The 20,621-nt window shown below is 70.2% G+C and carries 18 protein-coding genes; 13 read left to right on the plus strand and 5 right to left on the minus strand.

Annotated elements, in window-relative coordinates; genetic code table 11:
• Nucleotides 1-58 precede the first annotated feature (58 nt).
• Nucleotides 59-370, minus strand: coding sequence for an integration host factor, actinobacterial type (gene mihF / locus ACWEOE_RS04965; protein ID WP_220244543.1), 312 nt, complete (start codon nt 368-370; stop codon nt 59-61).
• 461 nt (nt 371-831) lie between these two features.
• Here mihF and ACWEOE_RS04970 point away from each other — a divergent pair, with 461 nt between their 5' ends.
• From ACWEOE_RS04970 to ACWEOE_RS05005, 8 genes are all read left to right on the plus strand, one after another.
• Nucleotides 832-2,460 (plus strand): long-chain fatty acid--CoA ligase, encoded by a 1,629-nt coding sequence (locus ACWEOE_RS04970; protein WP_452004074.1) that lies wholly within the window; start codon nt 832-834, stop codon nt 2,458-2,460.
• Nucleotides 2,461-2,549: 89 nt separating this feature from the next.
• Nucleotides 2,550-3,854, plus strand: a complete 1,305-nt coding sequence (locus tag ACWEOE_RS04975; RefSeq protein WP_452004076.1) for an ABC transporter substrate-binding protein — start codon at nt 2,550-2,552, stop codon at nt 3,852-3,854.
• Between the two features lie 7 nt (nt 3,855-3,861).
• Entirely contained in the window at nt 3,862-4,779 is a 918-nt protein-coding gene (locus ACWEOE_RS04980) for a carbohydrate ABC transporter permease (protein ID WP_452004078.1), read from the plus strand.
• A 43-nt stretch (nt 4,780-4,822) separates the two neighbouring features.
• Nucleotides 4,823-5,605, plus strand: coding sequence for a carbohydrate ABC transporter permease (locus ACWEOE_RS04985; RefSeq protein ID WP_452004573.1), 783 nt, complete (start codon nt 4,823-4,825; stop codon nt 5,603-5,605).
• 168 nt (nt 5,606-5,773) lie between these two features.
• A complete protein-coding gene (locus ACWEOE_RS04990) occupies nt 5,774-6,265 on the plus strand; it encodes a DUF4190 domain-containing protein (protein WP_452004081.1) in 492 nt (163 codons plus the stop codon).
• A 149-nt stretch (nt 6,266-6,414) separates the two neighbouring features.
• Entirely contained in the window at nt 6,415-8,142 is a 1,728-nt protein-coding gene (locus ACWEOE_RS04995; protein WP_452004084.1) for a TIGR03767 family metallophosphoesterase, read from the plus strand.
• Nucleotides 8,143-8,194: 52 nt separating this feature from the next.
• Nucleotides 8,195-8,623, plus strand: coding sequence for a PaaI family thioesterase (locus ACWEOE_RS05000; protein ID WP_452004087.1), 429 nt, complete (start codon nt 8,195-8,197; stop codon nt 8,621-8,623).
• Nucleotides 8,624-8,791: 168 nt separating this feature from the next.
• Nucleotides 8,792-10,054, plus strand: coding sequence for a peptidase C39 family protein (locus ACWEOE_RS05005; protein ID WP_452004090.1), 1,263 nt, complete (start codon nt 8,792-8,794; stop codon nt 10,052-10,054).
• A 1-nt stretch (nt 10,055) separates the two neighbouring features.
• Here ACWEOE_RS05005 and ACWEOE_RS05010 read toward each other — a convergent pair whose 3' ends face one another.
• From ACWEOE_RS05010 to ACWEOE_RS05020, 3 genes are all read right to left on the minus strand, one after another.
• The gene (locus ACWEOE_RS05010) at nt 10,056-10,679 is read right to left on the minus strand and encodes a gamma-glutamylcyclotransferase (RefSeq protein WP_452004576.1); all 624 of its coding nucleotides are present in this window, start codon (nt 10,677-10,679) and stop codon (nt 10,056-10,058) included.
• The gene (locus tag ACWEOE_RS05015; protein WP_452004092.1) at nt 10,676-11,773 is read right to left on the minus strand and encodes an S-(hydroxymethyl)mycothiol dehydrogenase; all 1,098 of its coding nucleotides are present in this window, start codon (nt 11,771-11,773) and stop codon (nt 10,676-10,678) included. Before ACWEOE_RS05015 ends, ACWEOE_RS05010 begins: the two co-directional genes overlap by 4 nt.
• 158 nt (nt 11,774-11,931) lie before the next feature.
• Nucleotides 11,932-13,542: an FAD-binding oxidoreductase gene (locus ACWEOE_RS05020; protein ID WP_452004095.1), complete on the minus strand. Its 1,611-nt coding sequence runs from the start codon at nt 13,540-13,542 to the stop codon at nt 11,932-11,934.
• 16 nt (nt 13,543-13,558) lie between these two features.
• On the opposite strand from ACWEOE_RS05020, the gene ACWEOE_RS05025 reads away from it, so the two are divergent.
• The 5 genes from ACWEOE_RS05025 (at nt 13,559) to ACWEOE_RS05045 (ending at nt 19,192) form a co-directional block, all read left to right on the plus strand.
• Nucleotides 13,559-14,203 (plus strand): TetR/AcrR family transcriptional regulator, encoded by a 645-nt coding sequence (locus ACWEOE_RS05025; RefSeq protein ID WP_452004098.1) that lies wholly within the window; start codon nt 13,559-13,561, stop codon nt 14,201-14,203.
• Nucleotides 14,200-15,735 (plus strand): glycerol-3-phosphate dehydrogenase/oxidase, encoded by a 1,536-nt coding sequence (locus tag ACWEOE_RS05030; RefSeq protein ID WP_452004101.1) that lies wholly within the window; start codon nt 14,200-14,202, stop codon nt 15,733-15,735. The genes ACWEOE_RS05025 and ACWEOE_RS05030 overlap by 4 nt, the downstream gene beginning before the upstream one ends.
• A gap of 79 nt (nt 15,736-15,814) precedes the next feature.
• Complete coding sequence (locus tag ACWEOE_RS05035) at nt 15,815-16,726, plus strand: ABC transporter ATP-binding protein (protein ID WP_452004104.1); 912 nt, start codon at nt 15,815-15,817, stop codon at nt 16,724-16,726.
• On the plus strand, nt 16,723-17,916 hold the full coding sequence (locus tag ACWEOE_RS05040; protein ID WP_452004107.1) for an ABC transporter permease: 1,194 nt from the start codon (nt 16,723-16,725) through the stop codon (nt 17,914-17,916). The genes ACWEOE_RS05035 and ACWEOE_RS05040 overlap by 4 nt, the downstream gene beginning before the upstream one ends.
• A 124-nt stretch (nt 17,917-18,040) precedes the next feature.
• Nucleotides 18,041-19,192, plus strand: coding sequence for a serine hydrolase domain-containing protein (locus tag ACWEOE_RS05045; protein ID WP_452004109.1), 1,152 nt, complete (start codon nt 18,041-18,043; stop codon nt 19,190-19,192).
• A 36-nt stretch (nt 19,193-19,228) separates the two neighbouring features.
• On the opposite strand, the gene ACWEOE_RS05050 is transcribed toward ACWEOE_RS05045, so the two are convergent.
• Nucleotides 19,229-20,569: a cryptochrome/photolyase family protein gene (locus ACWEOE_RS05050; protein ID WP_452004112.1), complete on the minus strand. Its 1,341-nt coding sequence runs from the start codon at nt 20,567-20,569 to the stop codon at nt 19,229-19,231.
• Nucleotides 20,570-20,621: the final 52 nt, after the last annotated feature.

Here is a 20,621-nt window from a genome sequence, read left to right on the forward strand (position 1 = left end):
GGAAAGTGTTGTCAGAAGAACACCTTCGGAGCACTTTCCCCGCGGCCGTCCCGGGGTGCTACTTCAGCGCGTCGATGAGGGCTTCGCGCTGGCGCTCGCCGAGGCCCGCGGCCCGGCGGTCGGGGTCGATCCCCGCCTGCTCCAGCAGCGCGGCGACCTTGACCGCGCCCAGGCCGGGAACGGCCTTGAGCAGCTGGGTGACCTTCGTCTTCCCGATGGTCTTGTTCTCCTTGGCCTGCTTGAGCACCTTCTCGATGCTCGTGGTGCCGGACTTGATCGACGCGAGCAGCTCCGAACGCGCCTTACGCGCCTCTGCCGCCTTGGCGAGGGCGTCGGCGCGCTGCTCCGGAGTCAACGTGGGCAGAGCCAACGTAGTGTCCTTTCCTCTCAGGTCTCCGCTTTCGCGGCCGACGGCTTTTTCCCGATGCTTGCAAGTGCAAGCGCTGGCCAGCCGTCTCTTACCACGGCCCCAGTAAACGCCACACCTTCCAAGAGCGCGCAACCGACACGCACTTATCACCCTCCGACCACCCGGTGGACAAGTCACAAGAGGACCCCTCGCAGCCTGCGGAAACGTCAGACCTCCCTCGTTTTCGGCACCATTACTCACCCGAATGAGGCTCTATTTCAGGACGGTTACGACGCTCTTTTTTGTTGCGCTGCAACGAAAAGTGCCGAACTGGCGCGATCGCGGCCACGAGGGGCCGCCACCCGTTACGGGGACGGCCGTGATCGAACGTTGCCCCCGCCGATCATGCCCCGGCGGCCCGTCCGCCATTAGAGTCGGCGGCACCCCAGTTCACCGGCGAACGAGCACCACGGGAGTCACCCATGTTGAGCACGATGCAGGACGGGCAGCTGTCGCTGGCCAAGCTCCTGCGGCACGGCACGAAGGTCCACGCGAAGAGCGAAGTCATCACCTGGACCGGTTCAGAAGCCCGCCGGGAGACCTACGCCGAGCTCGGGCAGCACGCGGCCCGGCTCGCCAACGCGCTGCGCGGTCTCGGTGTGACGGGCGACCAGCGCGTCGGCACGTTCATGTGGAACAACGCGGAGCACCTGGCCGCCTACCTCGCGGTGCCGGCCATGGGCGCGGTGCTGCACACCCTCAACATCCGCCTCTTCCCCGAGCAGCTCACCTTCGTGGCGAACCACGCCGAGGACCACGTGGTCATCGTCGACGGCACGCTCGTGCCGCTGCTGGCCAAGCAGCTGCCGAGCTTCACCACGGTCAAGCACGTGATCGTGGCCAACGGCGACGCCAAGGCGCTGGAAGCCCCCGAGGGCATCACCGTGCACTCCTACGACGAGCTCCTCGCGGCCCAGCCGAGCGAGTTCGAGTGGCCCGAGATCGACGAGCGCTCGGCCGCCGCGATGTGCTACACGTCCGGCACCACGGGTGACCCGAAGGGTGTCGTCTACTCCCACCGCTCGATCTGGCTGCACTCGATGCAGGTCTGCATGACCGACAGCATGCGCCTGGCCCAGGAGGACAAGGCCCTGGCCATCGTGCCGATGTTCCACGCGATGTCGTGGGGCCTGCCGTACGCCGCGATGATGGTCGGCGCCTCGCTGCTGATGCCCGACCGCTTCCTGCAGCCGGCCCCGATCGCGGCGATGCTGGCGGCCGAGAAGCCGACGTTCGCCGCGGCCGTGCCCACGATCTGGCAGGGCCTGCTCGCCCACCTCGACGCGAACCCGCAGGACATCTCCCACGTGCGGGAGGTCGTCGTCGGCGGGTCGGCCGCGCCGCCTTCGCTGATGCACGCGTTCGAAGAGCGCTACGACGTGCCGATCCTGCACGCCTGGGGCATGACCGAGACGTCGCCGCTGGGCAGCGTCGCGCGTCCGCCGGGCAGCGCGACCGGCGAGGAGCGCTGGGCCTACCGCTACACGCAAGGCCGCTTCCCGGCGTCGGTGGCCGCGCGGCTCATCGGCGACAACGGCGAAGAGCTGCCGTGGGACAACGACGCCGTAGGCGAGCTCGAGGTGCAGGGCCCGTGGATCGCCGGCGCGTACTACGGCGGCGACGCCATCGACCCGGAGAAGTTCCACGACGGCTGGCTGCGCACGGGTGACGTCGGCAAGATCAGCGCCGACGGCTACCTCACGCTCACCGACCGCGCCAAGGACGTGATCAAGTCCGGTGGCGAGTGGATCTCGTCGGTCGACCTGGAGAACCAGGTCATGGGCCACCCGGCGGTCGCCGAGGCGGCCGTGGTCGGCATCCCCGACGAGAAGTGGGACGAGCGCCCGCTCGTGGCCGTCGTCGTGAAGGAAGGCCAGAGCGTGACGGCCGAACAGCTGCGCGATTACCTGTCCGGCAAGGTCGCGAAGTGGCAGCTGCCGGAGAACTGGACCTTCGTGGACGAAGTGCCCAAGACCAGCGTCGGCAAGTTCGACAAGAAGCGGATCCGCGCGTCCTACTCGGAGGGAAAGCTCGACATCTCACAGCTCTAACGGGTAATTCTCCGGCGAGTCGTCGGTCCTCCGGCGCCTGTCTTGAGGGAGTCTGACGCTCCCAAGGCAGGCGTCGGAGGATTTTCGGGATGCAGACACGCAGCAGGAGGTCGTTCCTGACCCTCGCGGGAACGGCGGCGGTGGGCGCGGTCGCGGCCGCGTGCGGTTCGGACACCGGGCGCCCCGGCGACCCGCCCCCGTCCACGGCGATGTCGGCCGGGCCGCCGCCGTCGAAAGCGCCGACGAAGGTCACGTTGCAGCAGTGGTACCACGCGTACGGCGAAGACGGTGTGCAGGACGCCGTGCGCGGCTACGCGGCTTCGTACCCGGGCGCGACCGTGAAGGTGCAGTGGAACCCGGGCGACTACGACTCGAAGATCGTGACCGCGCTGCAGAACAGCGCCGAGCCCGACGTGTTCGAGGCCCAGGTGAAGATCGATTGGGTGCGCCAGAACCAGGTCGTGGCCCTCGACGACGTGATCGGCCCGGTGAAAGGCGACTTCAGCCCGGCCGTGCTCGCCGCGCAGACCGTGGAGGGCAAGGTCTACGGCATCCCGCAGGCCACCGACACGCAGGTGCTCTTCTACCGCCCCAGCCTGCTGCAGGCCGCGGGGGTGCAGCCGCCGCAGACCGTGGACGAGCTGGTGGACGCGGCCGGCAAGCTCTCGCGCGACGGCGTGAAGGGCCTGTTCGCGGGCAACGACGGCGGTGTCGGCACGCTCACCGGCCCGCTGCTGTGGTCGGCCGGGCTCGACTACCTCAAGCCCGGCGGCCGCGAGGTCGGCTTCGACGACCCGCGCGCGGCCACGGCGCTGGGCAAGCTGCGCACGCTGAACTCCAACAGTTCGCTGCTGCTCGGCGCGCCCACCGACTGGTCCGACCCGGGTGCGTTCATCGACGGCCTGTGTGCGATGCAGTGGACCGGGCTGTGGAACATGCCGAAGATCCGCGACGCGTTCAACGACGACTTCGCCGTGCTCCCCTTCCCCAAGCTGGACAACAGTGGCGCGCCTTCGGTGCCGGTGGGCGCGTACGGCGCGATGGTCAACGCGAAGAGCAAGCACGTGGCCGAGGCCAAGGCGTTCGTGAAGTGGCTGTGGGTCGACCAGACGGCCGACCAGCTCGAGTTCGCCACGCGCTACGGCTTCCACGTGCCCGCGCGCCAGAGCCTCATCGACAAGGCCGACACGCTGCGCTCGGGCCCGGCCGCCGACGTCGCGCGGTTCGTGAAGGAGAACAGCCACCTCGTCGGCGGTCCGGTGTGGACCCAGCAGGCGAACACCGCGTTGTCCGACGCCGTCGCGAAGATCGCCAAGGAGGGCGCCGACCCGGTGACTCAGACGAAGGCGGCGGTCACGGTCGCGCAGGCCGAGCTGAAGCGCCTGTTCGGATGAGGCTGCGTTGACGGCACTGTCCCGGAAAGCCCGGGACACGCTGGCGTTCTGGGGGTTCGTCGGCCCGTTCCTGATCGGGCTGGCCGTGTTCGCGTACCTGCCGATCGGCTGGAGCGTGTACCTGTCGTTCTTCGACGCGCGCAACACGGTCACGCCAAGCGTCTTCGTGGGGCTGGCCAACTACGGCCACATGCTCACCGACGGACCGTTCCTGGCGAGCCTCGGCACGTTCAGCGTGTTCGCGGTCGTGATCGTGCCGCTCACGTTCGTGCTGTCGCTGGTGCTGGCGCTCGCGGTGCACCAGCTGAAGTTCGCCCGCGCGTTCTTCCGGTCGGTGTTCTTCCTGCCGTTCGCGTGTTCGTACGTGGTGGCTTCGCTGGTCTGGAAGACGTCGCTGTTCTCCGGGGTGCGCTACGGGCTCGCCAACACGGTGCTGGGCCTGTTCGGCGCCGACCCGGTGGCGTGGACGGGCACGGTCGACCCGCCGCTGTACTGGGTCGTGCTGGTGACCGCGCGGCTGTGGTTGCAGCTCGGGTTTTACCTGATCCTGTTCCTGGCGGCGCTGCAACGGATTCCGGACCAGCTCTACGAAGCCGCGTGGCTCGACGGCGCGAAGCCGGGCTGGCAGGTGTTCCGCCACATCACGCTGCCGCAGCTGCGCGCGACCTCGGTGGCCGTGCTGTTGCTGAACCTGATCAACGCGTACCAGGCGTTCGACGAATTCTACAACATCATGGGCGACTCGCGCGGGTATCCGCCGTTCGCGCGGCCGCCGTTGGTGTACCTCTACTACACGTCGCTGGGTTCCGGCGGGCAGGATCTGGGCCGCGGCAGCGCCGGGGCGGTGCTGTTGGCGTTGCTGATCGCGCTCGTGACGTTGTTGCAGGGCAAGCTTTTCCGCTTCGACCGCGGTGCAGTCTCGTGAAGGCCTTGTCGTGAAAGCCGCGCTGCGCTGGACGGCGTTGATCGTGGCCGCGGTGTTGTTCCTGCTGCCGTTCTACCTGCTGCTGCGCAACGGGCTCGCCTCACGCGCGGAAATCGCGGCCCCGAGCTGGACGTTGTGGCCGCGTGAAGTGCACTGGGAGAACTTCACGCGCCTGTTCTCCCTGGAAGACGTGCCGTTCGCGCGCAGCCTGCTCAATTCGGCGATCGTGGCCACCCTGCAAACGCTGGGGTTGCTGGTGATCTGCTCACTCGCCGGCTACGGGTTCGCGCGCGTCCCCTACCGCCACTCGAAAGCCGTGTTCTACGCGGTGCTCGCCACGCTGATGATCCCGACGTCGGTCACGTTCGTGCCGAGTTTCGTGGTCGTCTCCAGCCTGGGCTGGCTTTCGGACCTGCGCGGCCTGGTGATCCCGGGGTTGTTCAGCGCGTTCAGCGTGTTCCTGTTCCGCCAGTACTTCCTCGACTTCCCGCGTGAGCTGGAGGAAGCGGGCCGCGTCGACGGCCTCACGCGCTGGGGTGTGTTCCGACGCGTCGTGGTGCCCAATTCGCGGGGCTTCTTCGCGGCGATCGCCGTGATTTCGGTGATCGGCAGCTGGAACGCGTTCCTGTGGCCGCTGATCATCGCGCAGTCGCCCGATTCGTGGACGGTGCAGGTGGCGTTGTCGGGGTTGCTGACGTCGCAGAACCCGCAGCTGAACCTGCTGTTCCTCGCCGCGGCCCTGTCGATCCTGCCGATCGTGCTGCTGTTCGCGTTCCTGCAGCGCTACCTCGTGCGCGGGGTCACGGAGTCGGGGCTGAAGGGCTGAGCGCGGCACACCGGACTGCGCCAGCGCGCCTCCCGATCGGGCAAGGTGGCGCCCCACCGGGCGTGGAGACAACCCGATCGCGGTGGTCAATCCGCCGATTCCGCCCCCAAACGCGCTCGCTTCCCCCATAAACTCCTCGTACTCGACGTCCGGAAACTGGAGCACCCGATGACTGACCCTTACCAGCAGCAGCCCAACCAGCAGGGCCAGTACTACGGCGCCGACGGGTACCCCACGCCGCAACAGCCTCAGCAGCCCCCTTCGGCGCCGCTGCCCGTGCCGTATTCCGCGCCGTATTCCGCGCCTTACTCCGGCGGGTACCCGGTGCAGCCGTATTCGCAGCCGATGGCGTACGCGCCGTACCCCCCGGGCTACGTGCCGGTGAAGCAGAGCGGCCTGGCGATCGCGGGCATGATCATCGGCATCCTGGCGCTGATCACGTTCTGGGTGCCGTTCTGGGACGTCATCGCGGCCATCACGGCGATCGCCCTTTCGTGGGCGGGCATGGTGCAGGCCGGGAAGCCGGGTTACGGCGGCAACGGCATGGCCATCGCCGGGCTCGTGTGCGGCATCATCGCCGCCATTCCCGCCGTGATCTTCCTGATCATCTTCCTGACGCTCGCGGGCGCTGCGACGAGCACGTGCGCGTTCTACTGCTGAACCCGCCCTTCGTCGGGTAGCTCCCGGCCGCCGGTTGTGACAAAGTCAGCCCCGTTGTCACGGTGAATGTGAGCACGTTTCATGTTGCGTTCACCGGAGGTCCACCGCCGTCCGGCAGCGTGCTGGGCAGCCGACACCGGGGAGCGAAGATGGCGCAGCTCAGCAGGCGGACGTTCACCACGGCAGGCGCCGCCGGCGTGGGGCTGCTGCTGTGCACGCCGACCGCCAACGCACTCGACCGCGCGTTGAAGCGCACCGCCGCGCGCACCGTCAGCACGGCGGGAACGACGCTCGAACAGGTCGCCACCGCCGTCACACCCGGCACCGCCACGTACTCCCGGCTCACGGGCGGGCCCGGCTGGCCGCTCGTGGTCCGCGCGGAGCTGGCCGCGCCGAAGGACGGCCGCGACGACCGGCGCACGGCGCTGGGCGCGTTCGTGCAGTTCACCGACCTGCACATCACCGACACGGAGTCGCCGGCGCGGTTCGAGTACCTGCACCCGTACGTCAGCTCGGCGCACCGGCCGCAGGAGGCGCTCGGCACGGCCGCCACGAGTGCGCTGGTGCAGCGGGTGAACAGCGTCGCGAAGGGCCCGTTCACCGGCCGTCCGTTCGACTTCCTGGTGACCACCGGCGACAACACCGACAACCACGAGCTGCTCGAGCTCGACTGGTTCCTCACCAGCCTCAACGGCGGCGCCATCACCCCGAACTCCGGCGACCCGTCGCGGTACGAGGGCGTGCAGGTCTCGGGCAACGACGCGTTCTGGAACCCGTCGACCCCGCTCGACGACGCGTACTCGAAGAAGGGCTTCCCGCAGCTGCCGGGCCTGCTCGAAGCCGGGATCGCGCCGTTCACCGCGCCCGGGCTCGACGTGCCGTGGTTCTGCACGTTCGGCAACCACGACGACAGCGTCGTCGGCACGCTGCCGGAGGGCATCCCGGGCATCGAGGCGTGGTACACGAGCCGGTACAAGGTGATCGGCAAGAACGAGAGCACCGCCGCGAAGCTGGGCTCGGCCATCAACAAGGGCCAGAGCGTGCCGCTGACCGAGCTGTTCGGCGGCTCCGGCACCATTCGCGAGGTGACGCCCGACGCGCGGCGCCGGCCGTTCACCACCGCGGAATTCGTGACCGCGCACCTGGAGTCCGGCAACACCGGTCCTGGTCCGGTCGGCCACGGCTTCACCTCTGAGAACGCCGACGGCCGCAACGTCTACTACACGTTCCGCATCGCCCCGGGCGTCACCGGCATCAGCCTCGACACCACCACCCTGGGCGGCTTCGCCGACGGCTCGATCGGCCTCGGCCAGTTCACCTGGGTCGAATCGACGCTGAAGCGCAATTCGTCCACGTACTACGACTTCTTCGGCCGCAAGGTCACCCACTCGGTGACGGATGAGCTGTTCGTGCTCTTCAGCCACCACACCAGCGACACCATGGGCAACCTCCTGCCGGACTCGCGCCACCTGCTGGAGCCGCGGCTGGACGGCAAGGCGTTCGTCGGGCTGCTCAACCGCTTCCCCAACGTGGTGGGGTGGATCAACGGCCACACGCACCTGAACAAGATCACCCCGCACGTCGGCAAGACGCCCGCCCAAAGCTTCTGGGAGATCAACACGGCCTCCCACGTCGACTTCCCGCAGCACGCGCGCATCCTGGAACTCGCCGACAACGGCGACGGCACGCTGTCGATCTTCACGACGCTGATCGAGGCCGCCGCGCCCTACGCCGTGGACTACTCCGCGCGGACGCCCGCCGCGCTGGCTTCGCTCTACCGCGAGCTTTCGTACAACGACATCCACGTGGACCTGGGTCGGGTCGGGTCGGACGGGGACCACAACACGGAGCTGCTGCTCACGAACCCGCTCAGCTGATTACCTGATCGGTAATCGACGCCGTGCTCCCGGCTGCGGTTGACTTGCCGGCATGACTTCGTCGCTGTTCCAGACCATGCCGTTCGCCGAGCGGCTGGGCATCGAGGGGCTCTCGCACGCCCCGGACCTCGTCCGCAGCCGCCTCGCGTGGGACGCCACCCTGTGCACCGTCGGCGGCGTCCTGCACGGCGGGGTGCTCATGTCGCTGGCGGACGCGACAGGAGCGGTGTGCGCGTTCCTCAACCTGCCTCCCGGCGCTGCGGGGACCACGACGCTGGAGTCGAAGACCAATTTCTTGCGTGGGGTGCGTTCGGGGTACGCCGTGGCGTCGTCCCGACCGCTGCACGCGGGGCGCCGGGTGGTCGTGGTGGAGACGGAGATCCACGACGACGAGGGGAAGCTGGTCGCGAAGGTGACGCAGACGCAGGCGGTGCTCGAAGTGTCCCAGGGGAGCCGGACGGCTTCGCGTTCAAGTACGTGACCTCGACCTGAGCACTTGGTTGTTCACACGGACAGCCATGTGCAGAGCACCGTCTCCGACGACCGCCCGCCAGCGAATTCGGGGCTCTGCTCTGGTCGGCCCTTTACGAACCCGCCCTGGCAGGAGAAAATCTCTGGCTGACGCTGGGGTCTCGGGGACGGAGCTTGTATGAGGGTGCGGAGCTTGATCACGCTATTGTCCATCGCCATGGTGTCCGCAGGGGCGACACAGGTCGCAGACGCAGCGCCGGCGCACGCGGCGCACGACGAGGCGATCAATTACCACGAGTGGTCCGGCGGCTCGTTCTCTTCGGGCCACCTCGACGGGCTTTCGCTCGGCCGCGACGGGCTGCGCATCACGCGCCCGGCGGGCACCGTGGAGCACAGCGAGCCGGGGCTGGGCACCACCCGGACCTACGAGTACGGCTCGTGGACGTCGCCGCAGTACCGGCAGGGCTTCGACGCCACGCAGCTGATCGCGTCGTGGAACGCGTTGACGCCGGCGAAGACGTGGCTGGAGGTGGAGGCCAAGGGCCGCACCTCGGCCGGGGTCGAGACGACCTGGTATGTGATGGGGCGCTGGGCCAGCGGCGACGCGGACATCCAGCGCACGAGCGTCGACGGGCAGAGCGACGACAACGCCTCCGTCGACGTCGACACGCTGGCGACCAAGACCGGGGTCACGCTGCGTTCGTACCAACTTCGCGTGAGCCTCTACCGCGAGGCCGGCACGCGCGTCACGCCGACGGTGTCCACGCTCGGCGCCGTGGCCTCGAACGTGCCCGACCGCTTCGACGTGACACCCACGAAGCCCGGCCGCGCCAGGGGCATCGAGCTGAAGGTGCCGGCGTACGCCCAGAACATCCACAAAGGACAGTTCCCGCAGTACGGCGGTGGCGGTGAGGCCTGGTGCAGCCCGACGTCCACCGAGATGGTCGCCGAGTACTGGGGCAAGAAGCCGTCCGCCGCGGACATGAGCTGGATCCCGTCGGACTACCTCGACCCGTCCGTGGTCTACGCGGCCCGCAACACCTACGACTACGCCTACGACGGCACCGGCAACTGGCCCTTCAACACGGCCTACGCGGCGTCGCTCGGCCTGCGCGGCCACATCACGCGCCTGCACGACCTCAACGAGCTCGAGGGCTACATCGCGCGCGGCATCCCCGTGATCACCTCGCAGTCGTTCCTCTCCAGCGAGCTCGACGGCGCGGGGTACGGCACGGCGGGCCACATCATGGTGGTCGTCGGCTTCACGCAGGCCGGGGACGTGATCGTGAACGACCCCGCGTCGAGCACCGACGCCCGCGTGCGCAACGTGTACAAGCGCGCGCAGTTCGAGAAGATCTGGCAGCGCACGAAGCGCTACACGGCGGACGGCAGTGTGGCCGGCGGTCCGGGCGGTGTGGTGTACGTCGTCACGCCCGCGTGACTCAGCTGAAGATCTGCTCCGGTTCCACCACCGCGCAGTCCAAGCCGTGACCGGACGCCGGCGTGCCCAGCAACAGAGCCGCTTCGGCCTGGGGCACGTCGGCGACCCGTACGGGCCGCCCGTCGACGAGCAGCGGGTAGCGGACGGCGGAAGCGCCGACGTACGCGTGGACGCCCTCGACGACGGTGCCGTCCAGCTCGACCACTCCGGAGTCCAGGCGCGCCAAGTGGTAGCGCGTACCCCGGCCCTCGCAGACGTCCAGCACCGCGCGCTGCTCAGGCGTCACGAACCACAGGAAGTGGTATTCGGCTCCAGCCGCCGCGGTCAACGTCGCCGGGCGTTGGTCGTCGACCTTGCGCAGCCCCGAAGCCCACACCGCCGCGAGACCGACGCACCGCACGCGGGCCGCGACGACGGGGCCGGTGAGGCCCAAGGCCGACCGCAACCAGGTGATCTTCGAGGGGCACGCGTTCGACCCGTACGCGAGCACCGGCAGCCGGTCACGCCAGCCCGCGGGTGCTTCCGACAGCGGGTACCCGGCGCCGTCGAGGTGGACGAACGACGTGCCCGGCCGCGCGCCGGGATAGGGCGCGGCCGGGTGATCGGCGTCGGTGAAGAGCCTCAGAACTCGACCACGCTGCGCAGCACGTCGCCGTGGTGCATGCGCTCGAAGGCCTGCTCCACGTCGCCCACGCCGATGCGCTCGGTGACGAACTTGTCGAGCGGCAGGCGGCCCTGCAAGTACAGGTCCACGAGCATCGGGAAGTCGCGTGAGGGCAGGCAGTCGCCGTACCAGGAGGACTTCAGCGAGCCGCCGCGGCCGAAGAAGTCGATGAGGGGCAGGTCGTTGAGCTTCATGTCCGGCGTCGGCACGCCGACCAGCACGACGGTGCCGGCGAGGTCGCGGCCGTAGAAGGCCTGCTTCCACGTCTCGGGCCGGCCGACGGCGTCGATCACGACATCGGGACCGAAGGAGTGCGTGGCGTCCTGCATCGCGGCCACCACGGCGTCCTCGCTGAGGCCCTTGCTGTTCACGGTGTGCGTGGCGCCGAACCCCTTGGCCCACTCGAGCTTCCGGTCGTCGGTGTCGATGGCGATGATCGTGGTCGCGCCGGCGAGGTGCGCGCCCGCGATGGCCGCGTCGCCGACGCCGCCGCAGCCGATCACGGCCACGGAGTCACCGCGCGTGACGCCGCCGGTGTTGATGGCCGCGCCGAGGCCCGCCATCACACCGCAGCCGAGCAGCCCGGCGACGGCGGGTTCGGCCCGCTCGTCGACCTTCGTGCACTGTCCACTGTGGACAAGTGTCTTCTCGAGGAACGCGCCGATGCCCAGCGCCGGCGACAGCTTGGTGCCGTCGGTGAGCGTCATGGGCTGCGCGGCGTTGAACGTGGAGAAGCAGTACCACGGCTTGCCGCGCTTGCACGCCCGGCACGTGCCGCAGACCGCGCGCCAGTTGAGGATCACGTAGTCACCGGGCGCGATGTCCGTGACGCCCTCGCCGACCTTGTCGACCCGACCGGCGGCCTCGTGGCCGAGCAGGAAGGGGAACTCGTCGTTGATCCCGCCCTGGCGGTAGTGCAGGTCGGTGTGGCAGACGCCGCAGGCCTGCACCGACACGACCGCCTCGCCCGGACCCGGGTCGGGCACCACCACGGTCTCGAGCGCCACCGGCTCGCCCTTCACGCGGGACACGACTCCCTGGACCTCGTACGGCATGCGTTCACCCTTTCCTGCACCCACGGCTTGCGGGGGCAGCTAATCACGGAACATGCGCACGTGGCCATACCACGATGCGTGGACCCACGCGGTTCAGCGAGACCACGCGCGGGCTGGGTCCAAAGCCGGCGGTGCGCTGCGCGGCTGGTCGAGACAGCTCAGGCCAGCAGCTTTCCGGGGTTCAGAATCCCCGTCGGATCCACCGCCGACTTCGCCGCCCGCAGCACCGAAACCCCCACCGCGCCGATCTCCGCCTCCAGGAATCCGGCGTGGTCCACGCCCACCGCGTGGTGGTGCGTGATCGTCCCCAGCCCGACGACGGCCTCCGACGCCGCGTGCTTCGCGCGCTGCCACTGGCCCACCGGGTCGTCCTCCCAGCGCGAGGCCAGCACGGTGAAATACAGGGACGCACCCGTCTCGTACACGTGCGAAACGTGGCACATCACGATCGCGCGGCCCAGCGATGCGACCAGCGCCGCCCGTACGGCGTCGTGCAGGTCGTCGAGGTGGGACCAGTACGCGGCGGTCTCCAGGGTTTCCACACAGACGCCCAGGTCCATCAGCGCATCACGCTGGCGCGGGCCCGAGAACCGCCCGTGCCGCCACGACTCACCGAGGGCCGCGCCGATCCGCAGCGCACCCGAGCGCCGCAGGAACCGGGTGGTGCGGCGCTGCCGAGAGCGCACGTCTCGCTCCCAGCCGACGATCAGCAGGCACGGCTGTTTCACCCCGCGCGCGGACAGGTACGCGCGCAACGCCGAAGTTTTCAAGCCCGCGTTCAGCGCGAACGACACCGCCGTCTCGTCCACATCGGACAGTCGCGTGACGTCGGCCGTCGCGTGGTTCTGGGCGAGGGCGCGCATGGCGGCGGCGCCCGCGGCCCAGCCGTCGACGATCCAGCCTTCGTAGCGTCGGTCGACGGGCACCGGCCGCACCCGCAGGGCGACCTCCGTGATCACCCCCAGCGCACCCTCGCTGCCCACCGCCAGCTGCCGCAGGTCCGGCCCGGCCGCCGAAGCGGGCGCGACGCCCAGGCGCCACTCCCCGGCCGGGGTGGCCAGCCGCACGCCGGCCACCATGTCCTCGAAGCGGCCGTAACCGGACGACGCCTGGCCGGCCGAGCGCGTGGCCGCGAAGCCGCCGATGGTGGCGCGCTCGAACGACTGCGGCACGTGGCCGAGCGTGAACCCGTGTTCACCGAGCAGCCGCTCGACCTCGGGCCCGCGCACGCCGGCCTGCAGCACCGCGATGTGCGACCGCTCGTCCACCGATACCAGCGAGTCGAGGCGCACCAGGTCGAGCGCGATCACGGTCGATTTGTCGCCACGCAGGGCCGCGACGCCGCCGACCACCGACGTGCCGCCGCCGAACGGGACGACACCCACGTCGTGGCGCACGCAGACGTCGAGCACGGCCTGCACCTGCTCGGGTGTCGCCGGCAGCACCACCGCGTCGGGCGCCGGCACGTCGTCACCCAGCCGGCGGTGCAGCAGGTCCAGATAGGACAGACCGCCCGCGCGCGCAAGCCGTTCACCGGCGTCGACCAGCACGTTCTCGGCGCCGACGACGGCCGCGAGGTCGTCGCGAGCCTGATCGTCAAGAGCCGAACCGGTCAGGTTCGGGACGGAATCCCGAGAACGCCCTCGATCAGCACCCACCGGGCCGATACGCTGGCCGAGCCACCGGACCGCCCGATCGGGCAGCGAGGCGGCACCAGCACCGTCGCCGGTCCACGACTGCCGGATGCGGTGGTTTATGAGATCACTCACGACTACAGTGTGACATATGGACGTCAAACGTCACTCCCCACCGGGAGAGACTCCCTCAGCCCTCGCAGGTGCCCGCAGCCGTCAGACCTCGGCGCGCGTTGCCGACGACGTGCTGCTCGACGCCGCGCGCGAGTGCGTGCTCGCGGTCGGTGTCCGGCGCACGACGCTGGCCGAGATCGCGCGCACCGCGCGGGTCAGCCGCATGACCGTGTACCGCCGGTTCCCCGACGTACGCAGTGTGCTCGCCGCGCTGATGACCCGCGAGTTCAGCGGCTTGCTCCAGCAGGCCAGCCACGCGGGCGACGACGCGGAGAACACCCGCGAGCGCCTCGTGCTCATCGCCGCGGCCGGCGTGCGCGCGCTGGCCGCCGATCCGCTGTTCCGCACGCTGCTCGACGTCGATCCCGAGCTGGTGCTGCCCTACATCGTCGAGCGGCTCGGGGCTACTCAGATCTTCGCGGAGCAGGTGCTGCGCCAGCTGCTCGAGGCCGGACACCGCGACGGTTCCGTGCGCCAGGCCGAGGTCACCGCACAGGCGCGCTCGATCCTGCTGGTCGTGCAGTCGTTCGCGTTCTCGCTGCGCCCGGCCACGGCCGACGTCGACGAGCAGGCGTTGCTGGAGGAGTTCCGCTACCTCGTCGACGCCGCGTTGAAGCCATGAGCACCGGTTCCCTCAACGCACGCCGCCGTGAGCGTGAGCTGGACCGGCTGACCGGCGGCGAGCGGGTGGACGTGGTGGTGGTCGGCGGTGGTGTCACCGGCGCGGGCATCGCACTCGACGCCGCGGCGCGCGGGCTGTCGGTCGCGCTGGTGGAGGCGCACGACCTGGCGTTCGGCACGTCCCGCTGGTCGAGCAAGCTCGTGCACGGCGGCCTGCGCTACCTCGCGAAGGGCGATTTCGGCCTCGCCCACGAGAGCGCGGTCGAGCGCGGCATCCTGATGACCCGCACGGCCCCGCACCTCACGCGCGCGATGCCGCAGCTGTTTCCCTTGTACCCCAGCACTTCTCGGGCGCAGCAGGCCGTGATCGCCACCGGCCTGCGCGCGGGTGACGCGCTGCGCCGGGCCGCGCGCACGCCGTCGTCGGTGCTGCCCCGGCCCCGGCAGATCCCGGTCGCCGAGGCGGTGGCGCTCGCCCCCGGCCTGGCCCCGGCCGGCCTTCGCGGCGCCCTGCTCGCCTACGACGGCGCGCTCGTCGACGACGCCCGCCTGGTCGTGAACCTCGCCCGCACCGCCGCGATACTCGGCGCCCGCATCCTCACCCGTCTCGAAGCCGTGTCCTTGTCGGGCACCGGCGTGCGGGTGCGCGAAGGCGCCACGGAGTACGACCTGCACGCGCGCCAGGTCATCAACGCGGCCGGCGTGTGGGCGGGCACGCTCACCGACGCCGTGCGGCTGCGGCCTTCCCGCGGTTCGCACCTGGTCCTCGCGCCCGGCGCCGCCGCGGTGGGCGCGACCTCGGTCAACGTCGCCGTACCCGGCGAAAGCAACCGGTTCGTCTTCCTGCTTCCGCAGCTCGACGGCCGCGTCTACCTGGGTCTCACCGACGAGCCGATCGAGGGTGAACTCCCCGCTGTCCCTTCGGTTCCCGAGTCCGATGTGGACTTCCTGCTGTCCGTCGCTTCGTCGGTGCTGGCCCGGCCGCTCACGCGCGCCGACGTGATCGGCTCCTACGCCGGCCTGCGCCCGCTCATCGCGGGAGACGGTGGCCGCAGCGCCGATCTCTCGCGCAAGCACGCCGTGGTGACGGGCGCCGACGGTGTGCTCACCGTGGTCGGCGGCAAGCTCACCACCTACCGCCGCATGGCCGAGGACGCGATCGACGCCGCCTTGGTGCACGCGGGGCTGCACGCCGGCCCGTCCCGCACGACCCGGCTGCCGTTGCTGGGCGCCGCGCCGCGAGCCCGGCTGTCCCTTGTGGACGCTCCCGCGCGGCTCGTCGCCAAATACGGCACGGAAGCCCCGCGGGTCGCCGCGCTCGGTGAGGTCGACCGGGCCTTCGCCGCGCCGCTGTTCGACGGCACGCAGATCACCGCCGCCGAGGTCGTGTGGGCCGTGCGCCACGAGGGCGCGCTGAACGTCGAGGACGTCCTCGAACGCCGCACCCGCCTGTCGTTGGTGCCCGTGGAGGCCGAGGCCGCGCGCGCCCGCGTGGCCGAGCTCGTGGAGAAGGCGCTGGCCGGGCTGTCCTGAACGCCGGGAGAGAACGCGCGCCGTTCGCTAGAGTTGGCCACGGCACCGTCCACACGGGTGTTCGGAGAGGAGGGCGGCTGTGACCGGCGGAGCACTCGAGATCGACGCGATCTCCAAGCGCTACGGCCGCAAGCTCGCCCTCGACGGCGTGACGTTCGACGTGCGGCCGGGTGAGCTGTTCGGGTTCGTGGGCAGCAACGGCGCCGGCAAGACCACCACCATGCGCATCGCGCTCGGCGTGCTCGCCGCCGATTCCGGCGAGGTGCGCTTCGCGGGCGAGCCGGTCACGCACGAAACCCGCACGCGTATTGGTTACATGCCCGAGGAACGCGGCCTGTACCCGAAGATGAAGGTGCTCGACCAGCTCGTCTACCTCGCCGAGCTCCACGGCCTGAGCACCAACGACGCACACCGCGCCGCCGAGCTGTGGCTCGCGCGCCTCGGGCTCGGCGAGCGGCGCAAGCACGAGGTGCAGAAGCTCAGCCTCGGCAACCAGCAGCGGGTGCAGCTCGCCGCCGCGCTCGTGCACGACCCCGAAGTGCTGGTGCTCGACGAACCGTTCTCCGGCCTCGACCCGATCGCCGTCGACGTGATGAGCGAGGTGCTGCGCCGGAAAGCGGCCGCCGGCGTGCCCGTCGTGTTCTCCAGCCACCAGCTCGACCTCGTCGAGCGCCTGTGCGACCGCGTCGGCATCATCCGCGACGGGCGCATGGTCGCCGTCGGCACGGTCGAGGACCTCACGCGCGGCGCGAGCAGCCGCCTCGTGGTCACCGCGCCCGCCGCGCAGCCCGGTTGGGCCGCAACCGTGCTCGGCGCGCACGTGGTCGAGGCTTCCGGGGCCACGACGGTGTTCGAACTCGCCGCGGGCGCCGACGACCAGGCCGTGCTCGCCGCCGCCCTGGCCACCGGCCCGGTCACGGAGTTCAGCCGGCAGCGGCGAACGCTGGCCGAGCTCTTCCGCGACGCCGTCGCCCAGGGCGGGCCGCCGTGAGCCGCATCAGCGCCGCGCGCGCCGTCCGGCTCGTGGCCAAGCGCGAGGTGAACGCCCGGTTGCGCACCCGGGCGTTCGTGGTCAGCACAGCTGTGTTGTTGCTGCTGCTCATCGGGTACGTGGCGCTGCAGGCGTTCCTGCTGAGCTCGGTCACCACGACGAAGGTCGCGCTCACCGGCCAGGCCCAGGGCATCGCGCAGCAGCTGCAGCTCGCCGGAAAGGCCGGTGGGGAGACGATCGAGGTGGTCACCGCGCCGTCCGAGCAGGACGGGCTCGCGCGGGTGCGCAGCGGTGACGTCGACGCCCTCGTGTCCGGCAGCGCCTCCCGTCTGCGGGTCACGGTGAAGTCCACTGTGGACCCGAAATTGCAGGAAGCCCTCGACGGCATCGTGCAGAAGCAGGTGCTCGACGCGCAGCTCTCGGCCGTGCACCTCGACCCGGCCGACGTGCACCAGGCCGTGTCCGCCGCCCACGTCGAGGTGCTGCCACTGGAGAAGCGCGACCCGCGGGCGGGGCAGAAGCTGGTGGTCGGCGTGGCCGTGGCGGTGGTGCTGTACCTGAGCATCATCACCTACGGGATGGTCGTCGCGCAGGGCGTGGTGGAGGAGAAGTCGAGCCGGGTCGTGGAGATCCTGCTGGCGGCCGTGCGGCCGTGGCACCTGTTGCTGGGCAAGGTGATCGGGCTCGGGCTGGTGGGGCTGGCACAGCTCGCGATCCTCGCCGTCGTCGGGCTGCTCGCGGCGCTGGGCACGGGGGTGCTGGGGTCGATCTCGGGCATCGCTTTCGGCGCGGTGGTGTCGGGCGTGGTCTGGTACCTGCTCGGCTTCCTGCTCTACGCCATGATCTACGGCGCAGCTGGGTCTTTGGTGTCACGCCAGGAAGACACGCAGACCGTGGTGGCGCCGGTGAACGTCGCGCTGGTCATCGGCTTCGTCGCGGGCATCAACCTGCTCACCCAGTCCCCCGACGGCGCGGCGACGAAGGTTCTTTCGCTCATCCCACTGCTGTCGCCGGTGCTGATGCCGGCCCGGATTGCCACGGGGTCGGCCGGGCCGTGGGAAATCGCGGTGTCGCTGGTGTTGACGATTGGGTTGATCGCTCTGGTCACGTGGGTCGGCGCGCGGATCTACCGCAACGGCGTGCTGTTGGTCGGCAGCCGCGTGAAGCTCCGAGACGCCCTGCGCCTCTGACCCGCTGCTGTCGCCGACGCACATCGCCCAGCCTCAACGACACCCCGCACCACTGACCCCTAGGTAGCAGGCCGAGGGATTCTCCCCGATGGCAGGTCGTCCTCCAGTCGAAAGACTCACTGCCATGAAAAGAAACCCGCTGATCCGCATCGCCGCGGCCGCGAGCGCCGCACTGCTGTTGACCGCTGTCGTCACCCCGGCCGCGCTCGCAGCGCCGGCCGCAGCCGTGCGTTCGACATTGCCGCCCATGAACCCGGCGTCGCTGGCGGGCGCCATCGCCGGGCTGCCCAACGACCAGGCCACCGGGGCGCTCGTGCAGGTCCGCGGCTCGGCCGGTGCGTGGAGCGGCGTCTCCGGGACAGCCGACCTGGCCACCGGGGCGCCCGTCCCGGCGGACGCGCACTTCCGCATCGGCAGCATCACCAAGACGTTCACCGCCGTGGTCGTGCTGCAGCTCGCCGCCGAGCATCGCGTGGACCTGGACGCGCCGGTGCAGCGGTACCTGCCCGGTCTGCTGCCCGCGAAATACCCGCGGATCACCGTGGCGCAGTTGCTCGACCACACCAGCGGTCTGCCCGGCGTGGACCTGCCCGAGGATCCACAGTGGATCGTCGATCATCGGTACACGTCCTTCACGCCGCAGCAGGTGCTGGCCACGGCGTTCCGGCACGACCTGGTGTTCGACCCCGGCAAGAGCCAGCAGTACACGAACACCAACTACCTCGTGGCCGGCCTGCTGATCGAGAAGCTCACCCACCACTCGTACGGCAGCGAGGTGCGCGACCGGATCCTGCGCCCGCTCGGCCTGCGCGACACGTCGGTGCCCGGCAACGACCCGAACCTGCCCGCGCCCTACGCCCACGGCTACCAGCTCGTGAACGGCCGGCTCGTGGACCTGACCCGCATGAACCAGTCGATCCCGTGGGCCGCGGGCGAGATGATCTCGACCACCGCCGACCTCGACAAGTTCCTGGTCGCCCTCTTCCAGGGGCGACTGGTGCCGAAATCGGTGCTGGGCCGCATGTTCACCGTGCCGCAGGTGAAGATCTTCGGCTCCGACGACCCCGCGATCTACAGCCAGGGCCTGATGACGTCGACCGTCAACGGCGTCACCGTGTGGGGCAAGACCGGCAGCCGATACGGCTACACCAACGGCATCTGGGCCACTCGCGACCTGCAGCGCCGCGCCGTGTACTCGATCAACACCACCGACAAGAGCTTCACCGGCCAGCCGGAAATCGTGCAGAAGCTGGCGCTCGCCATCGGCGGGCTCTGAGGGAAACGGCCCGGGCTGGGGGTCCGGGCCGTCCACTCAGGACCCTTTGATCGCCCCGAACCGCTCCAGCGCCACCTGCCGCTCTTCGGCGTGGTCGATCAGGGGTGCGGCGTAGCCGGCGGGCCGGTCCTTGAGCTTGTGCACCGCCTTCCCCGCCACCCCACGCAGCTCCGGCACGTAGCGCCGCACGTAGTCGCCGTTCGGGTCGAACTTCTCGCCCTGGGTGGTCGGGTTGAAGATGCGGAAGTACGGCGCCGCGTCCGTGCCGCTGCCGGCGACCCACTGCCAGTTGAGCTGGTTGGACGCGAGATCGCCGTCGACGAGGTGGCGCATGAAGTGCCGGGCGCCCCACCACCAGGGCAGGTGCAGGTCCTTCACGAGGAAGCTCGCCACCACCATGCGAATCCGATTGTGCATCCAGCCTTCGGCGAGCAGCTGGCGCATCCCGGCGTCCACGATCGGGTAGCCGGTGCGGCCGGCGCACCAGGCGTCGAACGCGTCGGAGTCCTGGTCGTGCTTCATCTTGTCGAAGCGGCGGTCGTAGTTCTTGCGCGCGGCTTCCGGGCGGTGCCACAGCACGTCGGCGTGGAACTCGCGCCAGCACAGTTCCGAGCGCAGGGCCTTCACGCCGTCGCCGGAGCGACCGGCCAGGTCCGCGAGCATCGTGCGCGGGTGGATGGCGCCCCAGTGCAAGTACACCGACATCCGCGTGGTGCCGGGGCGGTCGGGTCGGTCGCGGTCGGTGGCGTAGCGGGACAAGCCCGACTCGAGGAAGTCGTGCCACCGCTCCAGCGCGGCGGCCTCACCGACATTGGGCAACACGGTTTCGCCCAGGGCAGGCGATTTCGGGATCTTCGCGGACTTCCCCGGCTTCACCCAGTCCACAACGGACGCCCCGGTGTCGGCCGGACGCCGCCAGCCGTGTTCCGCCCACGCGCGCCGGAACGGCGTGAACACCCGGTACGGCTCACCGTCCGGTTTGGTCACCCGGCCGGGCTGCACCGCGTACGGAGATCCGGTGGCCACGAAGTCGATGTCGTGGCGCGCCAAGGATTTCGCGACCTCGTCGTCACGCTGGCGGCCGTACGGCCCGGTGTCGGCACTCACGTGCACGGCCGTCGCCTCGACGGACCGGGCCACCCGCAGGACTTCCCGCACGGGGTCGCCGTGCACCACCATCAACCGGCCACCCAGCGCTTCGTCCAGCGCACGAAGGCTGTCGAACAAGAACGCCCGCCGAGGCGCCCCCGAGGGTGCGAGCAGCTTGTCGTCGAGCACGTACAAAGCCAGCACCGGGCCCCCGGCCTCGGCGGCGGCCAGCAGGGCCGCGTGGTCGCCGAGCCGCAGGTCCCGCCGGAACCACAACACGCTCGTCATACCCCCGAACGCTAAACGCCCCGCCGTGCGGCTGCACGACGGGGCGTTCGAA

The sequence above is a fragment of the Amycolatopsis sp. NPDC004368 genome, from assembly GCF_053602515.1.